The sequence below is a fragment of the Corynebacterium poyangense genome, assembly GCF_014522205.1.
GTDB classification, from domain to species: Bacteria; Actinomycetota; Actinomycetes; order Mycobacteriales; family Mycobacteriaceae; genus Corynebacterium; species Corynebacterium poyangense.
The window spans coordinates 1,415,208-1,434,504 of sequence record NZ_CP046884.1; the positions used below are offsets into that span (position 1 = coordinate 1,415,208).

Annotated in this window: 20 protein-coding genes; 10 read left to right on the top strand and 10 right to left on the bottom strand. The window is 53.0% G+C overall.

The genetic code is table 11. From position 1 onward, the window contains the following. Positions 1-16 precede the first annotated feature (16 nt). Both GP475_RS06655 and GP475_RS06660 read left to right on the top strand, forming a co-directional pair. Positions 17-619, top strand: coding sequence for a DUF3000 domain-containing protein (locus GP475_RS06655; protein WP_394367373.1), 603 nt, complete (start codon positions 17-19; stop codon positions 617-619). Further along, on the top strand, positions 616-1,854 hold the full coding sequence (locus GP475_RS06660; RefSeq protein WP_187973664.1) for an HRDC domain-containing protein: 1,239 nt from the start codon (positions 616-618) through the stop codon (positions 1,852-1,854). Before GP475_RS06655 ends, GP475_RS06660 begins: the two co-directional genes overlap by 4 nt. A 20-nt stretch (positions 1,855-1,874) precedes the next feature. On the opposite strand, the gene dxs is transcribed toward GP475_RS06660, so the two are convergent. From dxs to dut, 4 genes are all read right to left on the bottom strand, one after another. Next, on the bottom strand, positions 1,875-3,773 hold the full coding sequence (dxs, locus tag GP475_RS06665) for a 1-deoxy-D-xylulose-5-phosphate synthase (RefSeq protein ID WP_187973665.1): 1,899 nt from the start codon (positions 3,771-3,773) through the stop codon (positions 1,875-1,877). A gap of 95 nt (positions 3,774-3,868) precedes the next feature. Next, the gene (locus GP475_RS06670; protein WP_187973666.1) at positions 3,869-5,116 is read right to left on the bottom strand and encodes a class I SAM-dependent RNA methyltransferase; all 1,248 of its coding nucleotides are present in this window, start codon (positions 5,114-5,116) and stop codon (positions 3,869-3,871) included. Then, positions 5,116-5,841 (bottom strand): DUF3710 domain-containing protein, encoded by a 726-nt coding sequence (locus tag GP475_RS06675; protein ID WP_187973667.1) that lies wholly within the window; start codon positions 5,839-5,841, stop codon positions 5,116-5,118. The genes GP475_RS06670 and GP475_RS06675 overlap by 1 nt, the downstream gene beginning before the upstream one ends. 60 nt (positions 5,842-5,901) lie before the next feature. After that, on the bottom strand, positions 5,902-6,369 hold the full coding sequence (gene dut / locus GP475_RS06680; protein WP_187973668.1) for a dUTP diphosphatase: 468 nt from the start codon (positions 6,367-6,369) through the stop codon (positions 5,902-5,904). Between the two features lie 65 nt (positions 6,370-6,434). Between dut and GP475_RS06685 the strand changes: the two genes are divergently transcribed. Further along, positions 6,435-6,935: a DUF3093 domain-containing protein gene (locus GP475_RS06685; protein WP_187975835.1), complete on the top strand. Its 501-nt coding sequence runs from the start codon at positions 6,435-6,437 to the stop codon at positions 6,933-6,935. 16 nt (positions 6,936-6,951) lie between these two features. Here the strand turns inward: GP475_RS06685 and GP475_RS06690 are convergent, their stop codons facing one another. Continuing rightward, on the bottom strand, positions 6,952-7,209 hold the full coding sequence (locus tag GP475_RS06690) for a DUF4193 family protein (protein ID WP_187973669.1): 258 nt from the start codon (positions 7,207-7,209) through the stop codon (positions 6,952-6,954). A gap of 99 nt (positions 7,210-7,308) precedes the next feature. Further along, positions 7,309-8,151, bottom strand: coding sequence for an inositol monophosphatase family protein (locus GP475_RS06695; RefSeq protein ID WP_187973670.1), 843 nt, complete (start codon positions 8,149-8,151; stop codon positions 7,309-7,311). 31 nt (positions 8,152-8,182) lie between these two features. Between GP475_RS06695 and ppgK the strand changes: the two genes are divergently transcribed. After that, positions 8,183-8,935: a polyphosphate--glucose phosphotransferase gene (gene ppgK / locus GP475_RS06700; protein ID WP_187973671.1), complete on the top strand. Its 753-nt coding sequence runs from the start codon at positions 8,183-8,185 to the stop codon at positions 8,933-8,935. Positions 8,936-9,109: 174 nt separating this feature from the next. Beyond that, positions 9,110-10,783, top strand: a complete 1,674-nt coding sequence (locus GP475_RS06705; RefSeq protein ID WP_224400426.1) for an RNA polymerase sigma factor — start codon at positions 9,110-9,112, stop codon at positions 10,781-10,783. A gap of 58 nt (positions 10,784-10,841) precedes the next feature. Here GP475_RS06705 and GP475_RS06710 read toward each other — a convergent pair whose 3' ends face one another. From GP475_RS06710 to GP475_RS06725, 4 genes are all read right to left on the bottom strand, one after another. After that, positions 10,842-12,152, bottom strand: a complete 1,311-nt coding sequence (locus tag GP475_RS06710) for a DUF418 domain-containing protein (protein ID WP_187973673.1) — start codon at positions 12,150-12,152, stop codon at positions 10,842-10,844. A 31-nt stretch (positions 12,153-12,183) separates the two neighbouring features. After that, entirely contained in the window at positions 12,184-12,666 is a 483-nt protein-coding gene (locus GP475_RS06715; protein WP_187973674.1) for a hypothetical protein, read from the bottom strand. A gap of 95 nt (positions 12,667-12,761) precedes the next feature. Beyond that, positions 12,762-14,480: a DEAD/DEAH box helicase gene (locus GP475_RS06720; RefSeq protein ID WP_187973675.1), complete on the bottom strand. Its 1,719-nt coding sequence runs from the start codon at positions 14,478-14,480 to the stop codon at positions 12,762-12,764. Then, complete coding sequence (locus tag GP475_RS06725) at positions 14,477-14,731, bottom strand: DUF3039 domain-containing protein (RefSeq protein ID WP_187973676.1); 255 nt, start codon at positions 14,729-14,731, stop codon at positions 14,477-14,479. The genes GP475_RS06720 and GP475_RS06725 overlap by 4 nt, the downstream gene beginning before the upstream one ends. Positions 14,732-14,806: 75 nt before the next feature. On the opposite strand from GP475_RS06725, the gene GP475_RS06730 reads away from it, so the two are divergent. The 5 genes from GP475_RS06730 to GP475_RS06750 all read left to right on the top strand — a co-directional run bounded on the left by GP475_RS06730 (position 14,807) and on the right by GP475_RS06750 (position 19,282). Continuing rightward, a complete protein-coding gene (locus tag GP475_RS06730; RefSeq protein WP_187973677.1) occupies positions 14,807-15,304 on the top strand; it encodes a DUF3099 domain-containing protein in 498 nt (165 codons plus the stop codon). Then, positions 15,305-16,927: a DUF7782 domain-containing protein gene (locus GP475_RS06735; RefSeq protein WP_187973678.1), complete on the top strand. Its 1,623-nt coding sequence runs from the start codon at positions 15,305-15,307 to the stop codon at positions 16,925-16,927. It begins immediately after the preceding gene. Next, entirely contained in the window at positions 16,924-17,361 is a 438-nt protein-coding gene (dtd, locus tag GP475_RS06740; protein WP_187973679.1) for a D-aminoacyl-tRNA deacylase, read from the top strand. The genes GP475_RS06735 and dtd overlap by 4 nt, the downstream gene beginning before the upstream one ends. Before the next feature lie 82 nt (positions 17,362-17,443). Then, on the top strand, positions 17,444-18,442 hold the full coding sequence (locus GP475_RS06745; protein ID WP_187973680.1) for a sigma-70 family RNA polymerase sigma factor: 999 nt from the start codon (positions 17,444-17,446) through the stop codon (positions 18,440-18,442). Between the two features lie 159 nt (positions 18,443-18,601). Then, positions 18,602-19,282 (top strand): metal-dependent transcriptional regulator, encoded by a 681-nt coding sequence (locus GP475_RS06750; RefSeq protein WP_187973681.1) that lies wholly within the window; start codon positions 18,602-18,604, stop codon positions 19,280-19,282. Positions 19,283-19,297 lie beyond the last annotated feature (15 nt).

The window sequence follows — 19,297 nt, forward strand, 5'->3', positions numbered from 1 at the left end:
GGTTAGCTTTGGTTGCGTGATCAACCAGGACGCAATCTCTCAGTCCGCTCAGGACACTGATGAGAAAACTGCTATTCCCGCTCGGTTTACTGCCGCCGTGGAATCTATGCACGCTGCTCAACTTCGGCCTGAGGTGACACTAGGAACCATTCGGCCTCCTCAACGACTAGCTCCATTTAGTCATGCGGTGGGTCTAGAAATTGATCCTGAAATCAGTGAAACCCACGGCGATGCTTTTGGTCGTCTGATCTTGCTTCATGACCCGAAAGCCGAGGAAGCGTGGGATGGTTCTATGCGTCTGGTGGCTTATATTCAAGCCGATATGGATGATGAGTTAGCCTCAGACCCGATGCTGCCCGATGTGGCCTGGCAGTGGCTTCAAGAAGGCCTCTCCGAGGCGGGCGCCCAATACTCCAATCTCGGCGGCACTGTCACAGCAACAGCGTCAGTACGGTTCGGAGAGATTGGTGGTCCGCCCCGAAACTACCAGGTAGAAATGCGGGCTTCCTGGACAGCCGCAGGGTCTGAAGAACTACGCACCCATGTGGAGGGTTTTTCCCAGGTGCTCACCCAAGTCGCAGGTCTTCCTCCTGAAGGAGTTCGCAGTCTTCACCGATGAGCTCTACCAGCGAAGAAGCTGATTCTATCCCCCTATTAACGGCTCCTACTCAATCAAACTTTCCGCTATTTCACACCCCTACGGGTTTTCGCCAGGCTGCCTCACTCCTCCAACAAGGCCGTGGCCCTATTGCTGTCGATACTGAACGCGCCTCGGGATACCGCTATGATGATCGCGCTTTTCTCATTCAACTCAAACGCCAAGACAGCGGGATTATTCTGCTTGACCCAGAAGTTCACCGGGATGCGTTCCGCGAGATTCTTTCTCCTGTTTTAAGTCAACAATCCTGGATCATCCATGCCGCACACACTGATCTCCCGTGCTTGGCTTGGCTGGGCTGCCACCCCACCGAATTATTTGATACCGAACTTGCCGGACGACTAGCCGGCTTCTCAAAGGTGAATCTTTCTGATATGTGCGCCACGGTACTGGGGTTCCGATTAGCCAAGGGATACGGCGCGGAAGACTGGTCAACCCGGCCACTACCGAAAGACTGGCTAGTATATGCCGCCCTGGACGTCGAGCCGCTGCTCGACCTCGCTGATGCTATGATGCTGCTTCTTGAGCGCCAGGGACGATGGGAATATGCCCTGGAAGAATGTGAATATGTGCGACGCTCACATGCGCACATTCAGCAACCACCAATGCGATCCTGGTGCGATGAGCGTGGAATCGAGTCCTTAACAACACCGCGTCAACTCGTCATAGCCCAGGCCTTGTGGAAGGAACGAGAACGCCTAGCGAAAACAAGAGACCAGTCGCCGGGGCGAATTTTACGTTCTGCAACATTAATCGACATCGCGCGTCCCATGGCTTCTTCTCCCCAGCAGATGAAGAATATTCGGGGCGTAGGTCGGCAGGCTCCCCGCTGGTGGAAAGTTCAACAAAGGGCCTTATCTACTGATCCCACCACCTGGCCCCAACCGAAGCGATCCAGCCGGCGCGGGGCACCTTCCACAAAATCTTGGCGGCACTACCATCCAGAGAGTTTCGAGGATTTTCTGCATTGTCGCGCCAAGGTGGAAGAAGTGGCTGGCCGGCTTAATATTCCCACCGAGAACCTTCTTAGCCCCACCGTACTGCGGGAACTATTGTGGGAGATACTTCATCATCGCCGGATAAAATCCCCCGAGCAGGCTCGGTCTTTCCTCCATGCTCATGGTGCTCGACGCTGGCAAATCGAACTCTGCCAGCCAGCACTATACACAATCTGTCGGGAATACGGTCCGCGCTAAGTTGTCCAGCAGAAGGAAAACTAGGCCAGATCTTTAATCCAGGCGAGGATGCGTTTTTTCATCCCCGCTGAATCTAATCCCAGATCTGCAAGCATTTCCCCGCGGGAGGCGTGATCTGGATAGATAGCAGGAAATCCGAGAGATCTGCGTGGCACATCAATGCCATGTTCACTGAGAGTTTCACTCACTAGGCTTCCAAATCCCCCGTGGATCATGCCGTCTTCTGCGGTAATGACTAGATCATGAGCACGCGCAAGGTCTACCACCGTATCCGGGATGGGGCATATCCACCGCGGATCAATCACGGTAACCTCGACTCCTTCATGGGCAATGTCGTCTGCGATGTCTGCGAGGTTGACGGAAAAAGTCCCTGTACCGATGAGCAGAACCTTAAGAGCACCCTCATCCTCTCCCGGCGAAGGTATGTGGGCCAGGACATCAACGCCATCTGCATACCGTCGTTGTGCCGGGGTGTCTGCCGGAACAGATCCCTTGGGGAAGCGAACCACGCTGGGGCCCTCCTCAAAAGCAACGGCTTCTCTTAACAGTTCTTTGAGTTGTTGCCCATCACGCGGAGCAGCGATTCTCATCCCCGGAATCACCGAGGTGAGGGAAATATCCCAGATGCCATTATGGCTGGCACCATCGTTGCCCGTGATCCCTGCCCGGTCCAGGACCAACGTCACTGGTTGACGGATCAACCCAACATCCATGATGAGTTGATCAATGGCTCGGTTCAAAAAGGTGGAGTATAGGGCCACCACCGGTTTCATTCCCCCTAGGGCAAGGCCCGCGGCAGAGGTGACCGCATGTTGCTCGGCAATTCCCACATCAAAGAACCGGTCTGGAAAGCGGTCTTTAAATGGCAACAATCCAGTAGGCCCAGCCATCGCAGCAGTGATGGCGATAACGTCCTTGCGTTCTTCTGCAATGGCCACCAACTCATCACTAAAAACTGGGGTCCAGCCTGGTTCAGCAGTCGTTTTTGGTTCCCCAGTCACCGGGTCAATCACCCCAGTGGTGTGCATAAGTTCCGCCGTGTCGGCTTCTGCCGGAGCAAATCCACGCCCCTTTTCGGTGACCACGTGGACAATAATCGGCCCGGAGAAATCATGCGCATACGTTAATGCTTCTTCAACCGCCTCCAAATCATGTCCATCAACCGGACCAACATACTTCATTCCCAGTTCAGGGAACATTTCACCGGGCAAAACGGTCGATTTCACGCCTTCTTTAAAAGCGTGGAGTGCCTCAAAAGTTCGACGTCCAACCCATCCCATATTGTTCAAGGTGTTTTTGCCATGTTCCATGACGCTGTCATAAACCGGCTGCATTCTTAACTGGGCCAAATTCTCCGCAAATCCACCGATCGTCGGAGCGTAACTCCGCCCATTGTCGTTGACCACGATGACTACGTTGCGGTGTTGATCAGCCGCGATATTATTCAGCGCCTCCCAGCACATGCCACCGGTCAAGGCACCGTCGCCCACCACGGCAATAACATTATCTTTGGCACGGCCCTGTAACACCTTGGCTTTACTCAGCCCGTCAGCATAGCTTAAAGCCGCTGAGGCATGAGAGGATTCGGTCCAATCATGCTCGCTTTCAGACCGCGAGGTATATCCGGACAATCCGCCTTTTTGCCTGAGTGACTCAAATTTCTCGGCCCGACCAGTCAGGATTTTGTGGACATAAGATTGGTGACTGGTGTCAAAAATGATGGGTTCTCGGGGAGAATCAAAAACCCGGTGCAAGGCGATACTAAGTTCTACGACCCCGAGATTCGGACCCAAGTGCCCCCCGGTTGCTGCCACGTGCTCGATGAGAAATTCACGAATTTCTTGGGCAAGAGTCTCAAGCTCTGCGGTCGATAACCGTCGCAGATCTTCCGGACAATGAATCCCTGCGAGAACATCCATGTGGCTGCCTCTCAATCCTTTCTTGCCAACAATCGACGTATTCATAAACGTCCACAGCTGAAGTGACACTAATCGGTCTCATCTTACCGGTTAAATTAATTTTCCCTGTCGAATAAACTGAGAATCTCAAAGTGATGTGTTCCTGGAAACGCGTTGACCATTGTCATTCGCCTCATCCGGTATCCATTCTCGGCCCAGGTTTTCATATCGCGCGCAAAGGTCGCAGGATCACAACCAATGTGAATGACCAGTTGTGGTCGTGATGCTGCCACCTTGTTGACCACATCTTTCCCCGCACCCGTTCGAGGCGGATCTAACACCACTACATCTGGTTTCTGCAAGGTGGACACCGCTTTTTCGACTCTAGTGTTGTGGAAAGTCACCTGATAATCAGCCAAACCCGGCTGGGGGCACCTAGCTGAAGGAGAAAGCTCCACGGAATGAATACTTGTGTCACGCCCCAGTACTTCTCCTAAAACCGGTACAAAAAGTCCAACCCCTCCATAGAGGTCCCATGCCACTGGATGCGGACCTCGAATAGCTAAATCCTCTACCTCTTCGAGTAGCCAGGTGTATAACAAACCGGAATAGCACCCGGCAGCGTTCATATGGGCTTGCCAAAATGCCGTCGCAGGAACGTCAAAGGTTTTCGCCATAACCTGTTGTCGCGCTACTCCACTACCTTCCACAACGCGTTCTACTTTTTCTACGCGTCGTCCTCGCGGGGCTTTTCTGGACTCAACAATATGACGTTGCCCCTGGCTATCTAGGGCAATAATAATTTCAGTTCCCGGTTCAAAACGCCTGCCGTCGGGCGCCAAAATATCGCCACACACCTCGTCGCTGATCTGAGCGCAGGAGTAGCCAGTAATGATGTCGGTGGATTTGGGAGCCCGAAAACCCGCTAACCCACTGCCTGCCACTCTCAACCTCACTCTCGTTCGCCACCCATCTTTAGGGGTTAGGTCAATGACCTCAATTGGGGGGCGATGAATACCACGGGCCAACCTTCCCACCTGATCAGCTAAAATTTCTTTCTTCAGCTGAGCTTCTCGAGTGGGATCAAGGTCCCCAAAGTCACAGCAGCCTGCACCAGCAGCAGTTGCTGGGCAGCGTTGCGGCACCCGCATCTCAGAATCTTGGATAACCTCACGGATCTCTGCCCGAGCAAAATTCTTCTTTACTCGAGTGATCTCCGCTTTGAGGACATCTCCGGGATAGGCTCCACGGACAAAAACCACCCGACCATCAAGAAGGGCTATTCCCTCCCCTCCATGGGCCATCCGAGTAATGCTCAGTTCTTTTTCTTGGCCAGGGTGGAGGTCTTGAGGAGTGCTGGGCATTAGGCTTGCCCCTGTTGGTGTTGTTGAGCCCGACGTTGCATCTCTTGCCGTACTTGATCACTGAGTACCTCAGGTAGCACCACAGGTAGTGAATTTCCGGCCAATACGGGATTGTCCCCGCGGTAAACAAAAGTGCGCGCCGCTACCTCTCTGGATAATTCAGCTAGTTCCGCGCTGCTGTGTTCCGGTCCTGCAGCCGTGAAACGCAGCATCCAACGAGGCCCATCAACCCCCAGGAGCCGGATCTGGTTCCCATCTTGTTCGGTGACGACTTCACGACCCCACGGGCCTTGTTCAATACGCGGCTCTAAACCTTGCTCTCGCATACTTTCCCGGATATCCACGGTAGCTTTACGCCATAGCCCTTCAGAGCGAGGAGCGGCAAAAACAGCCGGGGTGATCCGGCCTACTCGGGTAACAATATGAATAGATTGCGGTCCTTGGGGACCGAGTTCAACCTGCACCTGAGAATCTTTTGGCAGCGGAATTTTGATACTGCCTAAATCTAAAACTGCTTCAGAAAAGTCACTAAAATCACAGTCTGCGATATTTACTGAGTCGCCATCAAAGGGTCCGACGTCACCGCTCACCGCATCATGATCCACGTCATGAATACCGGGTTCTTCGGCAGGATCACTGTCGACCGGATTCGCCTCGTCCGGTATCGCCGTGTTTTCTTCTTCCACATTCTTCGCAGCAGCGTTTTTCCGCCTAAACCAACTCATCGGATACACCTTTCTCTACTGTCTCCGCGCTCTTCCTGGGTTATTACTCTGCTTCTCAGGCTATTCCACCCCGGTGGAACCATATCCTCCCGCACCGCGCTCTGTAGCATCTAGTTCACAGACTTCCTCAAAATCACACAATTCAACTTTTTGCACCACCAGCTGAGCAATCCGCATCCCACGTTCTATATGAATATCTTCTGCGACATCATGATTAATCAAACACACCTTTAATTCCCCACGATAATCAGCATCAATTGTCCCTGGGGTATTAACGATAGAAAGTCCGTGTTTAGCAGCTAGCCCCGAACGGGGATGAATAAGTCCCACCGTTCCGAGCGGCAACGCTATGGCAATACCGGTTCCTACCAGGGCACGATGCCCCGGCGGAATGATGACGTCTTCGGAGGACCGAAGATCTACCCCCGCATCGCCCCGGTGCGCTCGTTGAGGTAAGGGTAAGTCAGGATCCAAGCGTTTAATCTGTACCGTCAACGCCGGTGTGTCTCCACTGTGCTCTGTTCTCATGTCTTCCCACCCTACGGTGTCACGGACAAGGATCGGTAGACTAGCTCCCTGTGAATGCCACAGACATGGAAAAAGCAGAAACTTTATACGAGGAAAGGCAGTGGATTCCCTGGTACTGGTGGATTTTCGCTGCGCTGGTGGTTGCTCTCATTAGTGCCCAACTCGGGCATAACCGTTCCCTAGCTTGGTATATTGTCCCGGCTACCCTCTTAGGTGCGCTCATCCTCTGGTGGTTTTTGAGCATATCCTCCACCAGGATTCGGGTTTTCCAAGACCATCAAGGCGGACGGTGGCTTCAAGCAGGTAAGGCCATCCTGCCAGCGTCGGTGGTGTCGCGTTCCCTCGCAGTTCCGGCATCTGCTAAACGAAATGCGATGGGAAGACAACTTGATCCTGCAGCTTTTGTCGTATCACATGGCTGGGTAAAAGAGATGGTAATGTTAGTGCTCGATGACCCCGAGGACCCAACCCCCTATTGGCTGGTGGGGACCAAAAATCCGCGAGCTGTGCTGGAACACTTCCTCCCTGACCAGGCAGATGAAGCTATCAAGCACTTTCCTCAGTAGTGGCTAATCAAGGTTATTAGTCGCAGTCCTGACAGATCATGGAACCATCTGGTTCCACGTGGGAAATCCGGCTCTTATTCTGGACCAGGAAACACTCTGAACAGGTAAATTCATTGGATTGTCGGGGCTTGAGGCTGAGTTTAATTTCCTCATCACCAATATCCCGTGGATCCAACTGCAACGGCTCAACCACTTCGCCGTCGTCGTTGAGAGAAGAGTTTTCAGCTTCATGTGCCCGAAGTCCCTCCAGGGACAGGGTGTCTTCACTGCTCATCGGTTGGCTCCTCCTCACTTATTAATCGTGCTTGGAGGCATACTAGCGAGCCTGATTGAACTTGTCATCTGGCCAGGTAAAAGCCATTTTTTGGGGGTTTCACGGACGCATTGGTGTCATAGCACCAATAGCTTCAAGACGTTCAGAAAAAGCCTGGGCAATGACGGGCGACGCCGCCCAGACCACGTTGCCTTCTCGCCCTGATACCGACAACGGCGGCGTTGTCACCACCGCGCCGGCTTCGGCGGCGATGAGGGAACCAGCAGCATAATCCCAGCAGTTAATGCCATGTTCATAGTAGGCATCCACTCTTCCTTCAGCTAGGGAACAGAAATCTAAAGCGGCAGATCCTTCACGTCGGATATCCCTAATCTCAGGAAGAAGCTGCACCAGTATTTTCACCTGTTCAGCTCTTCGAGTGGCGGTGTATCCAAATCCTGTCGCAACTAAGCTACGCGCCAAGTCCGCGGGTTCGTGGCATCGCAACCTGACTGTCGTCGTGGGTGTGGTCTTATACGCACCACCTTGTTCGATGGCATGATAAACCGCGTCGCTGGTGACATCTACTACAACGCCCGCGATGACCTCTCCATCACACGCAGCAGCAATAGAAACTGCATAGTGAGGAATCCCATAGAGAAAATTCACGGTGCCGTCGATGGGGTCAATAATCCACGATATTCCGCTTCTCGACGGACGCTCCGTACCCTCCTCGCCGATAATCCCATCATGTGGCCTGAGTTTTTCTAGTTCACCACAGATGTATTCCTCAGCCAAGGTATCAACCACCGTCACCGGATCAACGAGGCTTGATTTTGTCTCGGAATGCTGGTGGATATCCCCCAACTCGTCCCGCCGGGTCCGAATTTTTTGAGCCGCACCCCGAGCAATATCCACGGCTATATCCCTCAGTTGTTCTGCTGAATTCTCCATGGCCACCATTGTGCCTCCAAAGATGGGTACTATGCAGGTTATGAGCAATATTAGCTTCGGTATTGACGTCGGTGGCTCGGGGATCAAGGGAGCCAAAGTTGACTTAGCCAACGGTGAATTTATTGGGGACCGTATTAAAATCCTCACTCCCCAACCGGCCACTCCCGACGCAGTAGCCGAAACCGTCGCTGAGGTGTTGCGCCAGGCAGAGTGGGATGGCCCAGTAGGAATCACTCTTCCTTCCGTTATTCGAAACCACACTGCCCGCAGCGCCGCAAATATTGACCCCAGCTGGATTGGCACCGATGTGACGGAACTTTTCCATCGCCATCTTGGGGATCGAAAGGTCAGTGTCTTAAATGATGCCGACGCAGCAGGGCTCGCGGAAGCTGCCTACGGCACCCCGGAAGCGCGGAGCGGCTCCGTGATCTTCCTTACTTTTGGGACGGGAATCGGTTCCGCATTCCTGATGGACGGCAATCTATTTCCTAATAGCGAAATCGGCCATCTGGAAGTAGCTGGAAAAGAGGCGGAGCATCGCGCTTCTTCAGCGGTGAAGGAACGTGAGGGTCTGTCCTGGAAAAAGTGGGCTAAGCAGGTATCTAAGGTTCTGCAGACCTATGAAAAGCTGTTTTCACCCTCGCTGTTTATTGTTGGTGGAGGGATCTCACGAAAGCATGAAAAATGGGTTCCGCTTTTAAGTTGTGACACCCCGGTGATTGCCGCTGAGTTGAAGAACCGAGCGGGCATAGTAGGGGCCGCGATGGCCGCCCATGAAGATATTCAGCCCTAATTCTCAGGAGTCAATCCCCACGGTCGTTGAAGAATCCTCTACAATGGTTCCGCGATCATAACCAAGCAAGTTGACCGAGACGACAACTGTGTGCGTCGAGCACTCTCATCGTGGTGCAAACGGATCTACACTTGCGAGGGTGGGGCCTGATCCAAGAAGGACCCAACAATGAGTATGAGTACAGGCGAAAGGGCGTACGTGGCAGCCACTGAATCTTCCGAACAGGGTCTCGCTCACGACGAGGGCGACGCTGCTGTGTCTTCAGCAAAGTCCGTAGCGAAGAAGACTACTGCCAAGAAAACAGCGCGTAAAGCGGCTCGGAAAACAACGGCACGCAAGCCGCGAGCTACTAAGGCATCGACGCAACCGGTTGACGGCGAATCAGCAGCGGTAGTCGAAGCTGACGCGGGTAGCGCAGAGGCGAAGTCGACGAAGAAAGCGGCGAAAAAAACCGCTAAGAAGACTGCGAAGAAGGCGACGAAGAAGACAGCCCGAAAGTCTACGGCTAAGAAACAGAGTGCGAAGAAATCGACGGCGAAAAAGACCGCGAAGAAGTCTACTGCTAGCGCGAAGAGCGAAGGTAGCGTTAAGTCTGCACGGCCAAAGAAAGTAAGCACTCCTGAGTTGGAGCCTCATGAGTTAGATGAGGAACTCATTGATGATTTTCACGAGGAGGACGATGACCTCCTCGTGGGCGGGTTGGACAATGACGATGATCTCGATGCGGTATCAGACGTCGATGATCTAGACGATCACCCCGATGATGAGGATGAGGAAGATTACACTCCCGCCCTGGGTGAAGACGAAGATTCCGAGGGCGAGGATGACGAAGACGATGATGGATCCTCAGTATGGGATGAGGATGAGTCTGCCGCATTGCGTCAAGCTCGCAAAGATGCTGAACTCACTGCCTCAGCTGACTCGGTCCGCGCTTACCTCAAACAAATCGGTAAAGTTGCGCTTTTGAATGCCGAGCAAGAAGTCTCTTTGGCAAAGCGTATTGAGGCGGGACTTTATGCTAATTACCGGATGGAAGAGATGGAGAAAGCTCTTCAAACCGGAGATAAGAACGCTAAACTCACCCCGATGGTGAAACGAGACCTCCGGGCGATTGCTCGAGACGGTAGAAAAGCTAAGAACCACCTCTTGGAAGCCAACTTAAGGTTGGTGGTCTCTTTAGCTAAGCGCTACACCGGGCGAGGAATGGCATTTTTGGATCTCATCCAAGAAGGTAACCTCGGTCTCATCCGCGCTGTGGAAAAGTTTGACTACACCAAGGGCTATAAGTTCTCCACCTATGCCACGTGGTGGATCCGCCAGGCGATTACCCGTGCCATGGCTGACCAAGCTCGCACCATCCGCATTCCGGTACACATGGTTGAGGTCATCAATAAGCTCGGTCGGATCCAGCGTGAATTGCTCCAAGATCTAGGCCGTGAGCCCACTCCGCTGGAGCTTGCTAAAGAGATGGACATCACTGAGGAAAAGGTACTCGAGATTCAGCAGTACGCTCGGGAGCCGATTTCTCTCGATCAAACCATTGGTGATGAAGGTGACTCTCAACTCGGTGACTTTATTGAAGATTCCGAAGCAGTCATCGCCGTTGACGCGGTTAGCTTCACTCTGCTCCAAGATCAACTGCAAGATGTCTTGCGCACGCTATCTGAGCGCGAAGCTGGTGTGGTGCGACTTCGCTTCGGGTTAACCGATGGGATGCCTCGCACACTCGATGAGATTGGGCAGGTCTACGGGGTAACTCGGGAACGGATTCGACAAATCGAATCCAAAACGATGTCTAAGCTACGTCACCCATCACGCTCTCAAGTTCTCCGGGATTACTTGGACTAATCCCCTAAGGATCAGAAAAATCCCTCTGGCTCTTTCTTCGAGAGTCAGGGGGATTGGTCTAGTTGGCAGAACCCGGGTACGTCAGTGGACGAGGCCCATGCTCAGAAGATGGAACTTCGGCAACGTCCGGAGCAGGCCATACTTCTATCAATCCCTTTCTGCCATAGGACAACCGCCGATGCACAAACTCGAAAGGTCCCGGCTTATCCCATTTTTCTAAGAACCAGGCGATAATCACCGTCAGAATCCAGATTCCTACAGAAATGATCGACGCCTCGCCGGCACCGCTATTCTGCCCCAGGCCAAAGCCATAATTGGACACCACAATGCCGAAGAGAATTGACTGGGAGACATAACCAGTCATTGATCGCTTTCCTAGTGCCACAATCGGCACCAGTGCAGCCGGTAAGGAGGGTTTGCCCTGCGACTCCCGGGTACTGTCCATCCGATCCTGAAGCGGAGCACAGGCCAAAGCGATAGCCGCGATGATGCCTGGACCGGTGATAGGGCCGAGTACTTGGTTCAACATGAACCAGAGGTCCGGAGATAAAGAAATCATCCCGCAACTACTTAGTCCCAGCGGAATTCCGACCCCCAACATCACGGCTACCGTGACTGCAACCAATATCCACAATAGTTTTCGGTAGTGGTTGATGCGATAGATCATTCCTCGTTTCGCCGCAAGATAACCAAGGATCATGGGTCCTCCCAGCATCAGAAATTCCATCCAGAAGCTTGGAAGAGTGATCAGCACCATCGTGCCACCATGGATAAGCTGTTGAAAGTAGCTTGAGGGCGCACTGAAGTCTCCACCGACTATTGCTTCACTTTGCTTTCCTTCTCCCATGATGAACCAGAAAAGCACCAAGCCTAGAATTAGCCAAAGGCCATATAATCCCGCAGCTATCCAGCTAAGGTATTTATCTTTGAGGAGGATAAAGACTGCGAAAAGCATTCCGGCTAGACCATAGAAAAGCATGATGTCGCCGAAGAAAAGAAAGATTGCGTGGATGGCACCGAATAGCGCTAAAAAGCCATAGCGGCGAACAATAACAAGTTGAGCCTTTTTACGCGGATAGCAACGTTTCATCAGGCTCATGACGATCATCCCGATCCCCATGCCAAGCATGGTGCTAAACATGGGTAGGCCACGGACATGGACAAAAATAGTGCCCACAATGATGGAGATTTTGTCGATGAGGCTGTCATGATAAACCCCACCTAGTGTCTTTCTGGTTTCTGCCCCACTTGCCCCCATCCACGCTGTCGTTCCATTTGCGACAGCGATGCCTAAGAGGGTAAAACCTCGGGCGACGTCGGGAAAAAGAAGACGAACGGGATTTGCGGTGTACTGATGCTGTGTACCCATGTCAAAAACCGGGGTATTACCCCCGCTGCTCCTATGAAGCTAGATAGTCCTCTAAGCATTTCTGGAATCCCGGATCATCGGTAGTAATGCCACGGGTCTCGCAGTAATCAGCGCCTTCTTTAGCGGCCTGGAGAGCAAAAAACAGCACTGCCGCCATAACCGCACCCAGGATAATTCCGATAATGGATAAGATGAGTCCGGTCAGGCTCATGCCCCGGCGTTGATTGTGGGGAAGATAATTCTTGCCTTTCTTCATCGCTATGATAGCGACAATCAGTCCGACAATACCGACAATTATGCCGAGCGGTGCGATTAGAAAACCCAGGATTAGTGCCGCAATACCAAGAATCAAGGCAACCAGAGCGGTTCCATTCTTCCCCTGATCCTGAACCCCTTGTCCCTGAGGATAACCGGGTTGATCCGGATAACCCTGCCCTGTGGGGTAAGCCGGCTGTGCAGGGCCTTGTGAAAAACCTTGTTGGGAAGAATCAGAGGGATATTGAGGTGAATTCATACTTACCTTTCATGCGAAACTGATGTAACTCTCAGTAGTTAAGCAGTCTACGCCAGTTCTTCCTCAATATCCATGCCACAACCAGCGACGTTGTCCTACCACTTCCGTAAGTAATTAATCCGATCCCGCAGCTCTTGAGCGGAGCATAAAGCAGTTGGCGGACCGCCGCATTGACGGCGTGCTTCATTGTGAATAGCTCCGTGCGGTCTACCGGTCCTGCTTGCCGTAATTGATACTAAAGCATTGAGTTCTTTTCTTAACTGCGGAATTTCTTGGCTCGCAATTCTGTCCTCATCGCCTGCCTCACTCTTCCTCGGGCTATCGCCAGGCTCAGGTGTAGTCGACGTCCGAGCCTTTGCTTCCATCTCGCGGGCGTCAAGTTGTTCTTCTTGTCGTTTTCGCAACAGTGCTTTCATCTGTTCGGCGTCAAGCAACCCTGGAAGGCCTAAATAATCAGCTTCTTCCTGAGATCCGGTAAAGGTGGCGGTGCCATACGTCGAACCTTCATAGATGAGAGAATCAAGCTCCGCATCTGCACCTATAGACTCATAGCGCTTGGTGTCATCGGGTTCGTTTTCTTCCCTATTGGCCTGCTCAACCAGCTCATCATCCCAGCCCTCTTTTTCTCGGTGCGGTTTACCTAAGACGTGGTCACGGCTGGTCTCCAGCTTGGCAGCCAAATCCAGGAGCACTGGAACCGAAGGCAAAAATACGCTAGCTGTTTCACCGGGCATCCGCGAGCGGACGAACCGGCCAATGGCTTGAGCAAAAAATAAGGGGGTCGACGCCGAGGTGGCATAAACACCGACCGCGAGACGAGGAACATCGACTCCTTCAGAAACCATCCGAACAGCCACCATCCATTCATCGCGGCTCTCGGAAAACTCCTCAATTTTCTTACTCGCGCCCACCTCATCAGAAAGAACGACGGTTACTGGGGTGCTCGATAGTTTCTCTAAAATGCGAGCATAAGCGCGGGCTGTGGTCTTATCGGTAGCAATCACCAACCCCCCGGCATCAGGCATATTTTTTCGAAGCTGAAGAAGTCGGGTATGAGCTGCTTGAAGTACCGCTGGAATCCACTCCCCCTTCGGATCGAGAGCAGTTTTCCATGCCCTGGCCTGCTGTTCCGGGTTAAGGGGCTCACCAAGACGAGCGGCAAACTCTTCGCCAGCACTATCGCGCCAGCGAGCTTCACCGGAGTACGCCAAAAAAATGACGGGACGTACTACTCCGTCTGCTAAAGCATCGCCATAGCCATAGGTGTGATCTGATTGGCTGACTAGGTGCCCTTCGCCATCTTCGACATAGCGAACAAACGGTATGTGAGAATCATCGGAACGAAAAGGAGTTCCGGTGAGAGCTAAGCGAAAATGCACATCCTGATAGGCCTCCCGGATCCCATCACCCCAACTTTTCGCATCACCAGCATGGTGAATCTCATCCAAAATCACCAAAGTACGTTTATGTGTCGCGATGGCTCGATGCTTAAAAGGGTGCATCCCCACCTGAGCGTAGGTGACAACAACACCGTCATAGGCGGAATTAATGGCATCAGTATTCCGAAATTTAGGGTCTAAGGATAATCCCACTCGTGCTGCCGCCTGGGACCATTGCACCTTGAGATGCTCCGTAGGAACAACTACGAAAATCCGATCAACCAATCGACTACGGTAAAGCTCCGTGGCCGCTCTAAGAGCAAAGGTAGTTTTCCCCGCCCCAGGGGTCGCCACCGCCAAGAAATCCTGCGGCTTCGTCGCTAGATATTTCTGAAGGGCCTCGCGCTGCCAAACTCGGAGATCCTCAAAACTCACTTTTTCCGCAGACCTCGATAAATTCGTTCACAATCGGGGCACACCGGCGATCCCGGTTTAGCCTGTTTCCGGACGGGAAATGCTTCCCCACACAAGGCCACCACCATAGTCCCATTCACGGCTGATTCCACGATGCTGTCCTTTTTGACGTAATGAAAGAACTTCGGGGTGTCATCACCGGTACTGGTGTTTTCCCTAGTGTCTGGATGTTCTATCGTTTTTGTTGCCGTGCTACTACTCACAATATTCATCTTGCCCCACCTTTCTTTCGATCAAAGCGCCGGGGTCCGGCAGTGCCTTCCCCTCTCAGAGGTTACTCTGAGGACATGAATGAGGAGACTATCGACGACGTCCCCGAGGAACCCGATCATACTAACGCCACGTCTCGCCAACCTGATCGCCCGGCCTTCCGGTGGGGGATTAGTAAACGTCGGGCCCAACTCATTACCGATGCACGTCGATCACCTCAAGAAGATCTCAAACATCGAGAGCGACTATATGCCTGGATCCAGCTTTCCAGAATCCCCCTCATCATTCTGGCCTTATTAACCTACTGGTGGCTCGGAAATATGTGGCTCAGCGCCTCGCTTTTTCTGATTTCCATCCCCCTTCCATGGATCGCGGTCGTTTTTGCCAACCTTCGAGGTGAACCCCGGGATAAACGCGCACCGAAGGTTTATAAACCGGCATTGGCAAGAGAGCAGCACAATCCACAACTCTCACCTCCTCAACGCCCCTCCTTAGCACCACCGCCAGAGCATTCCGATAATCTTCCGATCATCATTGATCATTCAGAGCCCTCTGATCCGGAAGGACAATCCTAGATGAGCGATCCCACTCAGGCGGATCTTCGTGACGTCGCTGCCCATCTCGCTCCGCTGTGGCAACAACACTCCTACACCTCCCAGGGGCTGGCGGACTATCTAGGGCCCTCGGCCACAGCGGCGTTGTATCGCGGTGAACCTGGAGCTGTGCGTTTTCGATTAGAGGAACGTGCTAACACAACAGGTTCTTCACCCAAGATTGATCCGCTTCATACCTGGATTCGGCTGTTAATTTTGGGTGATTCACTCCCCACCTCAACCCTGCATTCACTTATGTCTCCGGAGTTGTTTCAGCTCTGCACCATCACCGGACTCCTCGTCTATCAACCCGATCACCCGGAACAGTGGCAATGCCCCATCGATATTCGCCCCCACCACCTCTCCGGCCTTAATCACTGGGTTTTCTCTGATCGCGACGCCTCCATGCACCAGCACACCCCCAGCACAGATCATGTGTTAGGAGTCGGCGCTGCCAGTTTGTCACTGCTTAACGCCACCCCAACGACCCCAGTTTCTCGTCTCCTGGATCTAGGCTGCGGATCCGGCATCCAAGCGCTTGGGCAATGGTCCTGTGCCCAAGAAATCATCGCTACTGACATCCACGCCCCGGCACTACGCTATGCCGAAGCAACCTTTGCTTCCGCGCAGGCCCTCCATCCCCGGAGCAAAGAGGTTCAACTCCGACTAGGTCCGTGGTTTGAGCCGGTCCAAGGAGAAACTTTTGACCGCATTGTCGCCAATCCGCCTTTTGTGGTTGGCCCACCCGATATCGGACATGTGTATCGAGACTCCGGGTTAGATCTCGACGGCGCAACTCAATTGGTGATCACCCAATCCTGTCAGCATTTAGCACCGGGCGGGCAAGCTTTCCTCCTCGGTGCTTGGGTTCATCAAGAGAAGCTGCCCTGGCAGCATCGTGTCTCAGCCTGGCTGCCCGATCACGGCTTTAACGCCTGGGTTATTCAGCGCGACAACGTCGACCCCGAATTATATGTAGGCACCTGGCTCAAAGACGAAGGCTTAGATCCTCGCTCTTCCCTCGCCCAATCCCGCTCAGCGCAATGGCTACAGCATTTTTCTCAAGCTGGGGTCAACAGCATTGGGTTCGGAATTATCGCCATCGAACGCCTAGCAGACCATCACCCCAGCGAAGTAGTTGCTGAAGAAATCCCACAACCCCTTCGTGACCCGCTAGGACCGGAAATCGCCGAATACTTCACCCGCACAACATGGTTGCGGGAACATAGCTCCGAGGAGCTTCGCCATAGCCTATTCCAGGTACGCCCCAACGTGGCAAAAGAAGAAATTAGTGTCCGCGATAGGGACACCGGCATGGGCTTTCGGCCGGCAGTCACACGGCTTACTCGAACCGACGGGCCACAGTTTAGCCACGAAATTGATGATGCATTAGCCAGCATTATCTCCGGTCTCCAGCCCGAAGGCATGACCCTATACGAGGTCGCAGAGCTCTACGCGACGGTCCAGGGCTTGGATCTAGAAGAACCGGTAGATGGAAGCTGTTTGCTTGAGCAGGTGGAGACAGCTGTCGTCGATCTTATTCGTCACGGCTTAGTTTTACCGGCTGACCTGGTAAGTGATAGCGATGAAGGAAAGGATCTATGAAAGCGGTATTGACTCGGGTCACCCAAGCCTCGGTGACCGTGGATGGAGAAGTTGTTGGTGCTATTGATTGCCCTGATACGGGTGGGATTTTAGCGCTGGTCGGTGTAGGGCATCATGATTCCGATGACGCCTGGGAAACAATGGTCCGCAAAATTGCTGAGTTGCGAATCCTTGAGGGTGAAAAAAGTGTTGTTGAACTTGGTGCTCCGGTTCTTTTAGTTAGCCAATTTACGTTGATGGGGCGCACCAAGAAGGGGCGACGCCCATCCTGGTCAGACGCCGCCTCTGGGGAGGAGGCCCGGCCGATCATGGTGAAGATCGCCGAGGGACTGCGCAGCCGCGGAATCCCCGTTGAGGAGGGGAAATTTGGGGCGATGATGCAAGTTTCTTCAGTTAATGATGGGCCGTTTACTGTCCTTGTGGAATGCGATTAGCCCCAGTTGGGGGTAACGGAACTATTTACTTTAGACATGCGTTGTTAACGGTAGTTAACGGCGAAACCCTGAGGAGGCGTACATGACGCAAGCGTCCCTGCACGACCATGATGAGGAACTGGACCAGGACAATGATCGCGGCAGTCGACGGGGGCAGACGAACGATAATCCCTCTCAGGATCTCGTTCGCGTTTATCTCAACGGGATCGGAAAAACCGCCCTACTTAGCGCTGAAGATGAGGTGGAGTTAGCGCAGCAAATTGAGGTTGGGCTCTATGCCGAACACCTTCTTAGTGATCCTGAGCGTAAACATACCCGCGCCATGAAGCGGGATTTAAAGGTGCTTGCCCGGCAGGGGAAGAAGGCTCGATCTCATATCTTAGAAGCCAACCTCCGCCTGGTTGTTTCCTTAGCTAAGCGTTATACCGGTCGAGGAATGCCACTTCTGGATCTCATTCAGGAAGGGAACCTGGGGCTGATCCGCGCCATGGAAAAGTTTGACTACTCCAAGGGTTTTAAATTCTCTACCTACGCAACCTGGTGGATTAGGCAGGCGATTACCCGCGGGATGGCGGATCAGTCACGCACGATCCGCCTCCCCGTCCATTTGGTGGAACAAGTTAACAAGCTATCCCGGATCAAGCGGGAGATGTACCAAAATTTGGGTCGAGAAGCGACCAATGAAGAATTGGCGGAAGAATCTGGCATTGAGGAATCCAAAATCGAACTGTTACTGCGGCAGTCTCGTGACCCGGTGAGCTTAGATATGCCGGTGGGTGCGGATGAAGAAGCCCCCTTGGGCGATTTTATTGAAGACGCTGAGGCTACCGACGCTGAAACCGCAGTTGTTGCTTCTCTTCGTCACTCTGACATTCGCTCTGTTCTATCCACTCTGGAAGAAAGAGAACAAGATGTCATTCGCCTTCGCTACGGTTTAGATGACGGAGTTCCCCGAACGTTGGATCAGATTGGGCGTCGCTTCGGATTATCACGCGAACGGGTTCGGCAAATCGAACGCGAAGTGATGAGCAAACTCCGTGATGGAGATCGTGCGGCTCGGCTGCGAGATTACGCACACTAAAATTTTGAGGCTGAGTTGTCGGAATGATGACCAAAATCGGTCAACATTTAAGACAGGTTTATCACCCTCTGGAGAACAAATAAGTGTAGTCTAGCTAATGTCGACTCCACCCATCCAGCCGTGCCTCGTTGCCGGAACTTCTTAAGAAAGGTCACAGACGTGAAGGACTTGGTTGATACCACCGAGATGTATCTGCGCACCGTGTATGAGCTGGAAGAGGAGGGAATTGTTCCACTTCGCGCACGTATCGCAGAGCGGCTTGAACAATCTGGGCCCACTGTCTCGCAAACTGTCGCCCGGATGGAACGCGACGGACTTCTTATTGTCCGTCCGGACCGTAGCCTAGAAATGACCGAGGCGGGCCGTGCTCGAGCCACCGCCGTGATGCGTAAACACCGTCTGGCAGAACGCCTCCTGACTGATATTCTTGGTATGGATATCCACCAGGTTCATGACGAAGCCTGCCGCTGGGAACACGTCATGAGCGATGAAGTTGAGCGTCGACTTATCGAGAGGCTCGACGACCCTACCTACTCCCCTTTCGGAAACCCTATTCCTGGTCTCGAAGAGCTAGGTTACAAGGCTAAAAAAGCCACCAACCCGGGAACGCGTGCAGCGGATATCCCGATTGGCGAAACCTGGAAAGCTCGCCTTTTGCAGATCAACGAGATTCTTCAAAATGAACGGGATCAGTATTCGGAAATGACCGAGGCTGGTGCTGTGATCGGCGCCGAAGTGGAAGTCGCTAATAATTATGGCCACATCGTGCTGTATAAAGGCGGCTCAGAAATTGCGTTGACCGATGACTTGGCTCACGCTATCCGGATCGAGAAGATATAAGAGGTTTCTTTTCTC

What these genes read in the sequence shown, in the direction of transcription:
- GP475_RS06725 (WP_187973676.1), bottom strand. Translation starts at nt 14,731, where the DNA reads ATGAATATTGTGAGTAGTAGCACGGCAACAAAAACGATAGAACATCCA.
- ppgK (WP_187973671.1), top strand. Translation starts at nt 8,183, where the DNA reads ATGAGCAATATTAGCTTCGGTATTGACGTCGGTGGCTCGGGGATCAAG.
- GP475_RS06730 (WP_187973677.1), top strand. Translation starts at nt 14,807, where the DNA reads ATGAATGAGGAGACTATCGACGACGTCCCCGAGGAACCCGATCATACT.
- GP475_RS06675 (WP_187973667.1), bottom strand. Translation starts at nt 5,841, where the DNA reads ATGAGTTGGTTTAGGCGGAAAAACGCTGCTGCGAAGAATGTGGAAGAA.
- GP475_RS06745 (WP_187973680.1), top strand. Translation starts at nt 17,444, where the DNA reads ATGACGCAAGCGTCCCTGCACGACCATGATGAGGAACTGGACCAGGAC.
- GP475_RS06660 (WP_187973664.1), top strand. Translation starts at nt 616, where the DNA reads ATGAGCTCTACCAGCGAAGAAGCTGATTCTATCCCCCTATTAACGGCT.
- GP475_RS06695 (WP_187973670.1), bottom strand. Translation starts at nt 8,151, where the DNA reads ATGGTGGCCATGGAGAATTCAGCAGAACAACTGAGGGATATAGCCGTG.
- GP475_RS06715 (WP_187973674.1), bottom strand. Translation starts at nt 12,666, where the DNA reads ATGAATTCACCTCAATATCCCTCTGATTCTTCCCAACAAGGTTTTTCA.
- dut (WP_187973668.1), bottom strand. Translation starts at nt 6,369, where the DNA reads ATGAGAACAGAGCACAGTGGAGACACACCGGCGTTGACGGTACAGATT.
- GP475_RS06705 (WP_224400426.1), top strand. Translation starts at nt 9,110, where the DNA reads ATGAGTACAGGCGAAAGGGCGTACGTGGCAGCCACTGAATCTTCCGAA.
- GP475_RS06710 (WP_187973673.1), bottom strand. Translation starts at nt 12,152, where the DNA reads ATGGGTACACAGCATCAGTACACCGCAAATCCCGTTCGTCTTCTTTTT.
- dxs (WP_187973665.1), bottom strand. Translation starts at nt 3,773, where the DNA reads ATGGATGTTCTCGCAGGGATTCATTGTCCGGAAGATCTGCGACGGTTA.
- dtd (WP_187973679.1), top strand. Translation starts at nt 16,924, where the DNA reads ATGAAAGCGGTATTGACTCGGGTCACCCAAGCCTCGGTGACCGTGGAT.
- GP475_RS06690 (WP_187973669.1), bottom strand. Translation starts at nt 7,209, where the DNA reads ATGAGCAGTGAAGACACCCTGTCCCTGGAGGGACTTCGGGCACATGAA.
- GP475_RS06670 (WP_187973666.1), bottom strand. Translation starts at nt 5,116, where the DNA reads ATGCCCAGCACTCCTCAAGACCTCCACCCTGGCCAAGAAAAAGAACTG.
- GP475_RS06735 (WP_187973678.1), top strand. Translation starts at nt 15,305, where the DNA reads ATGAGCGATCCCACTCAGGCGGATCTTCGTGACGTCGCTGCCCATCTC.
- GP475_RS06685 (WP_187975835.1), top strand. Translation starts at nt 6,435, where the DNA reads ATGGAAAAAGCAGAAACTTTATACGAGGAAAGGCAGTGGATTCCCTGG.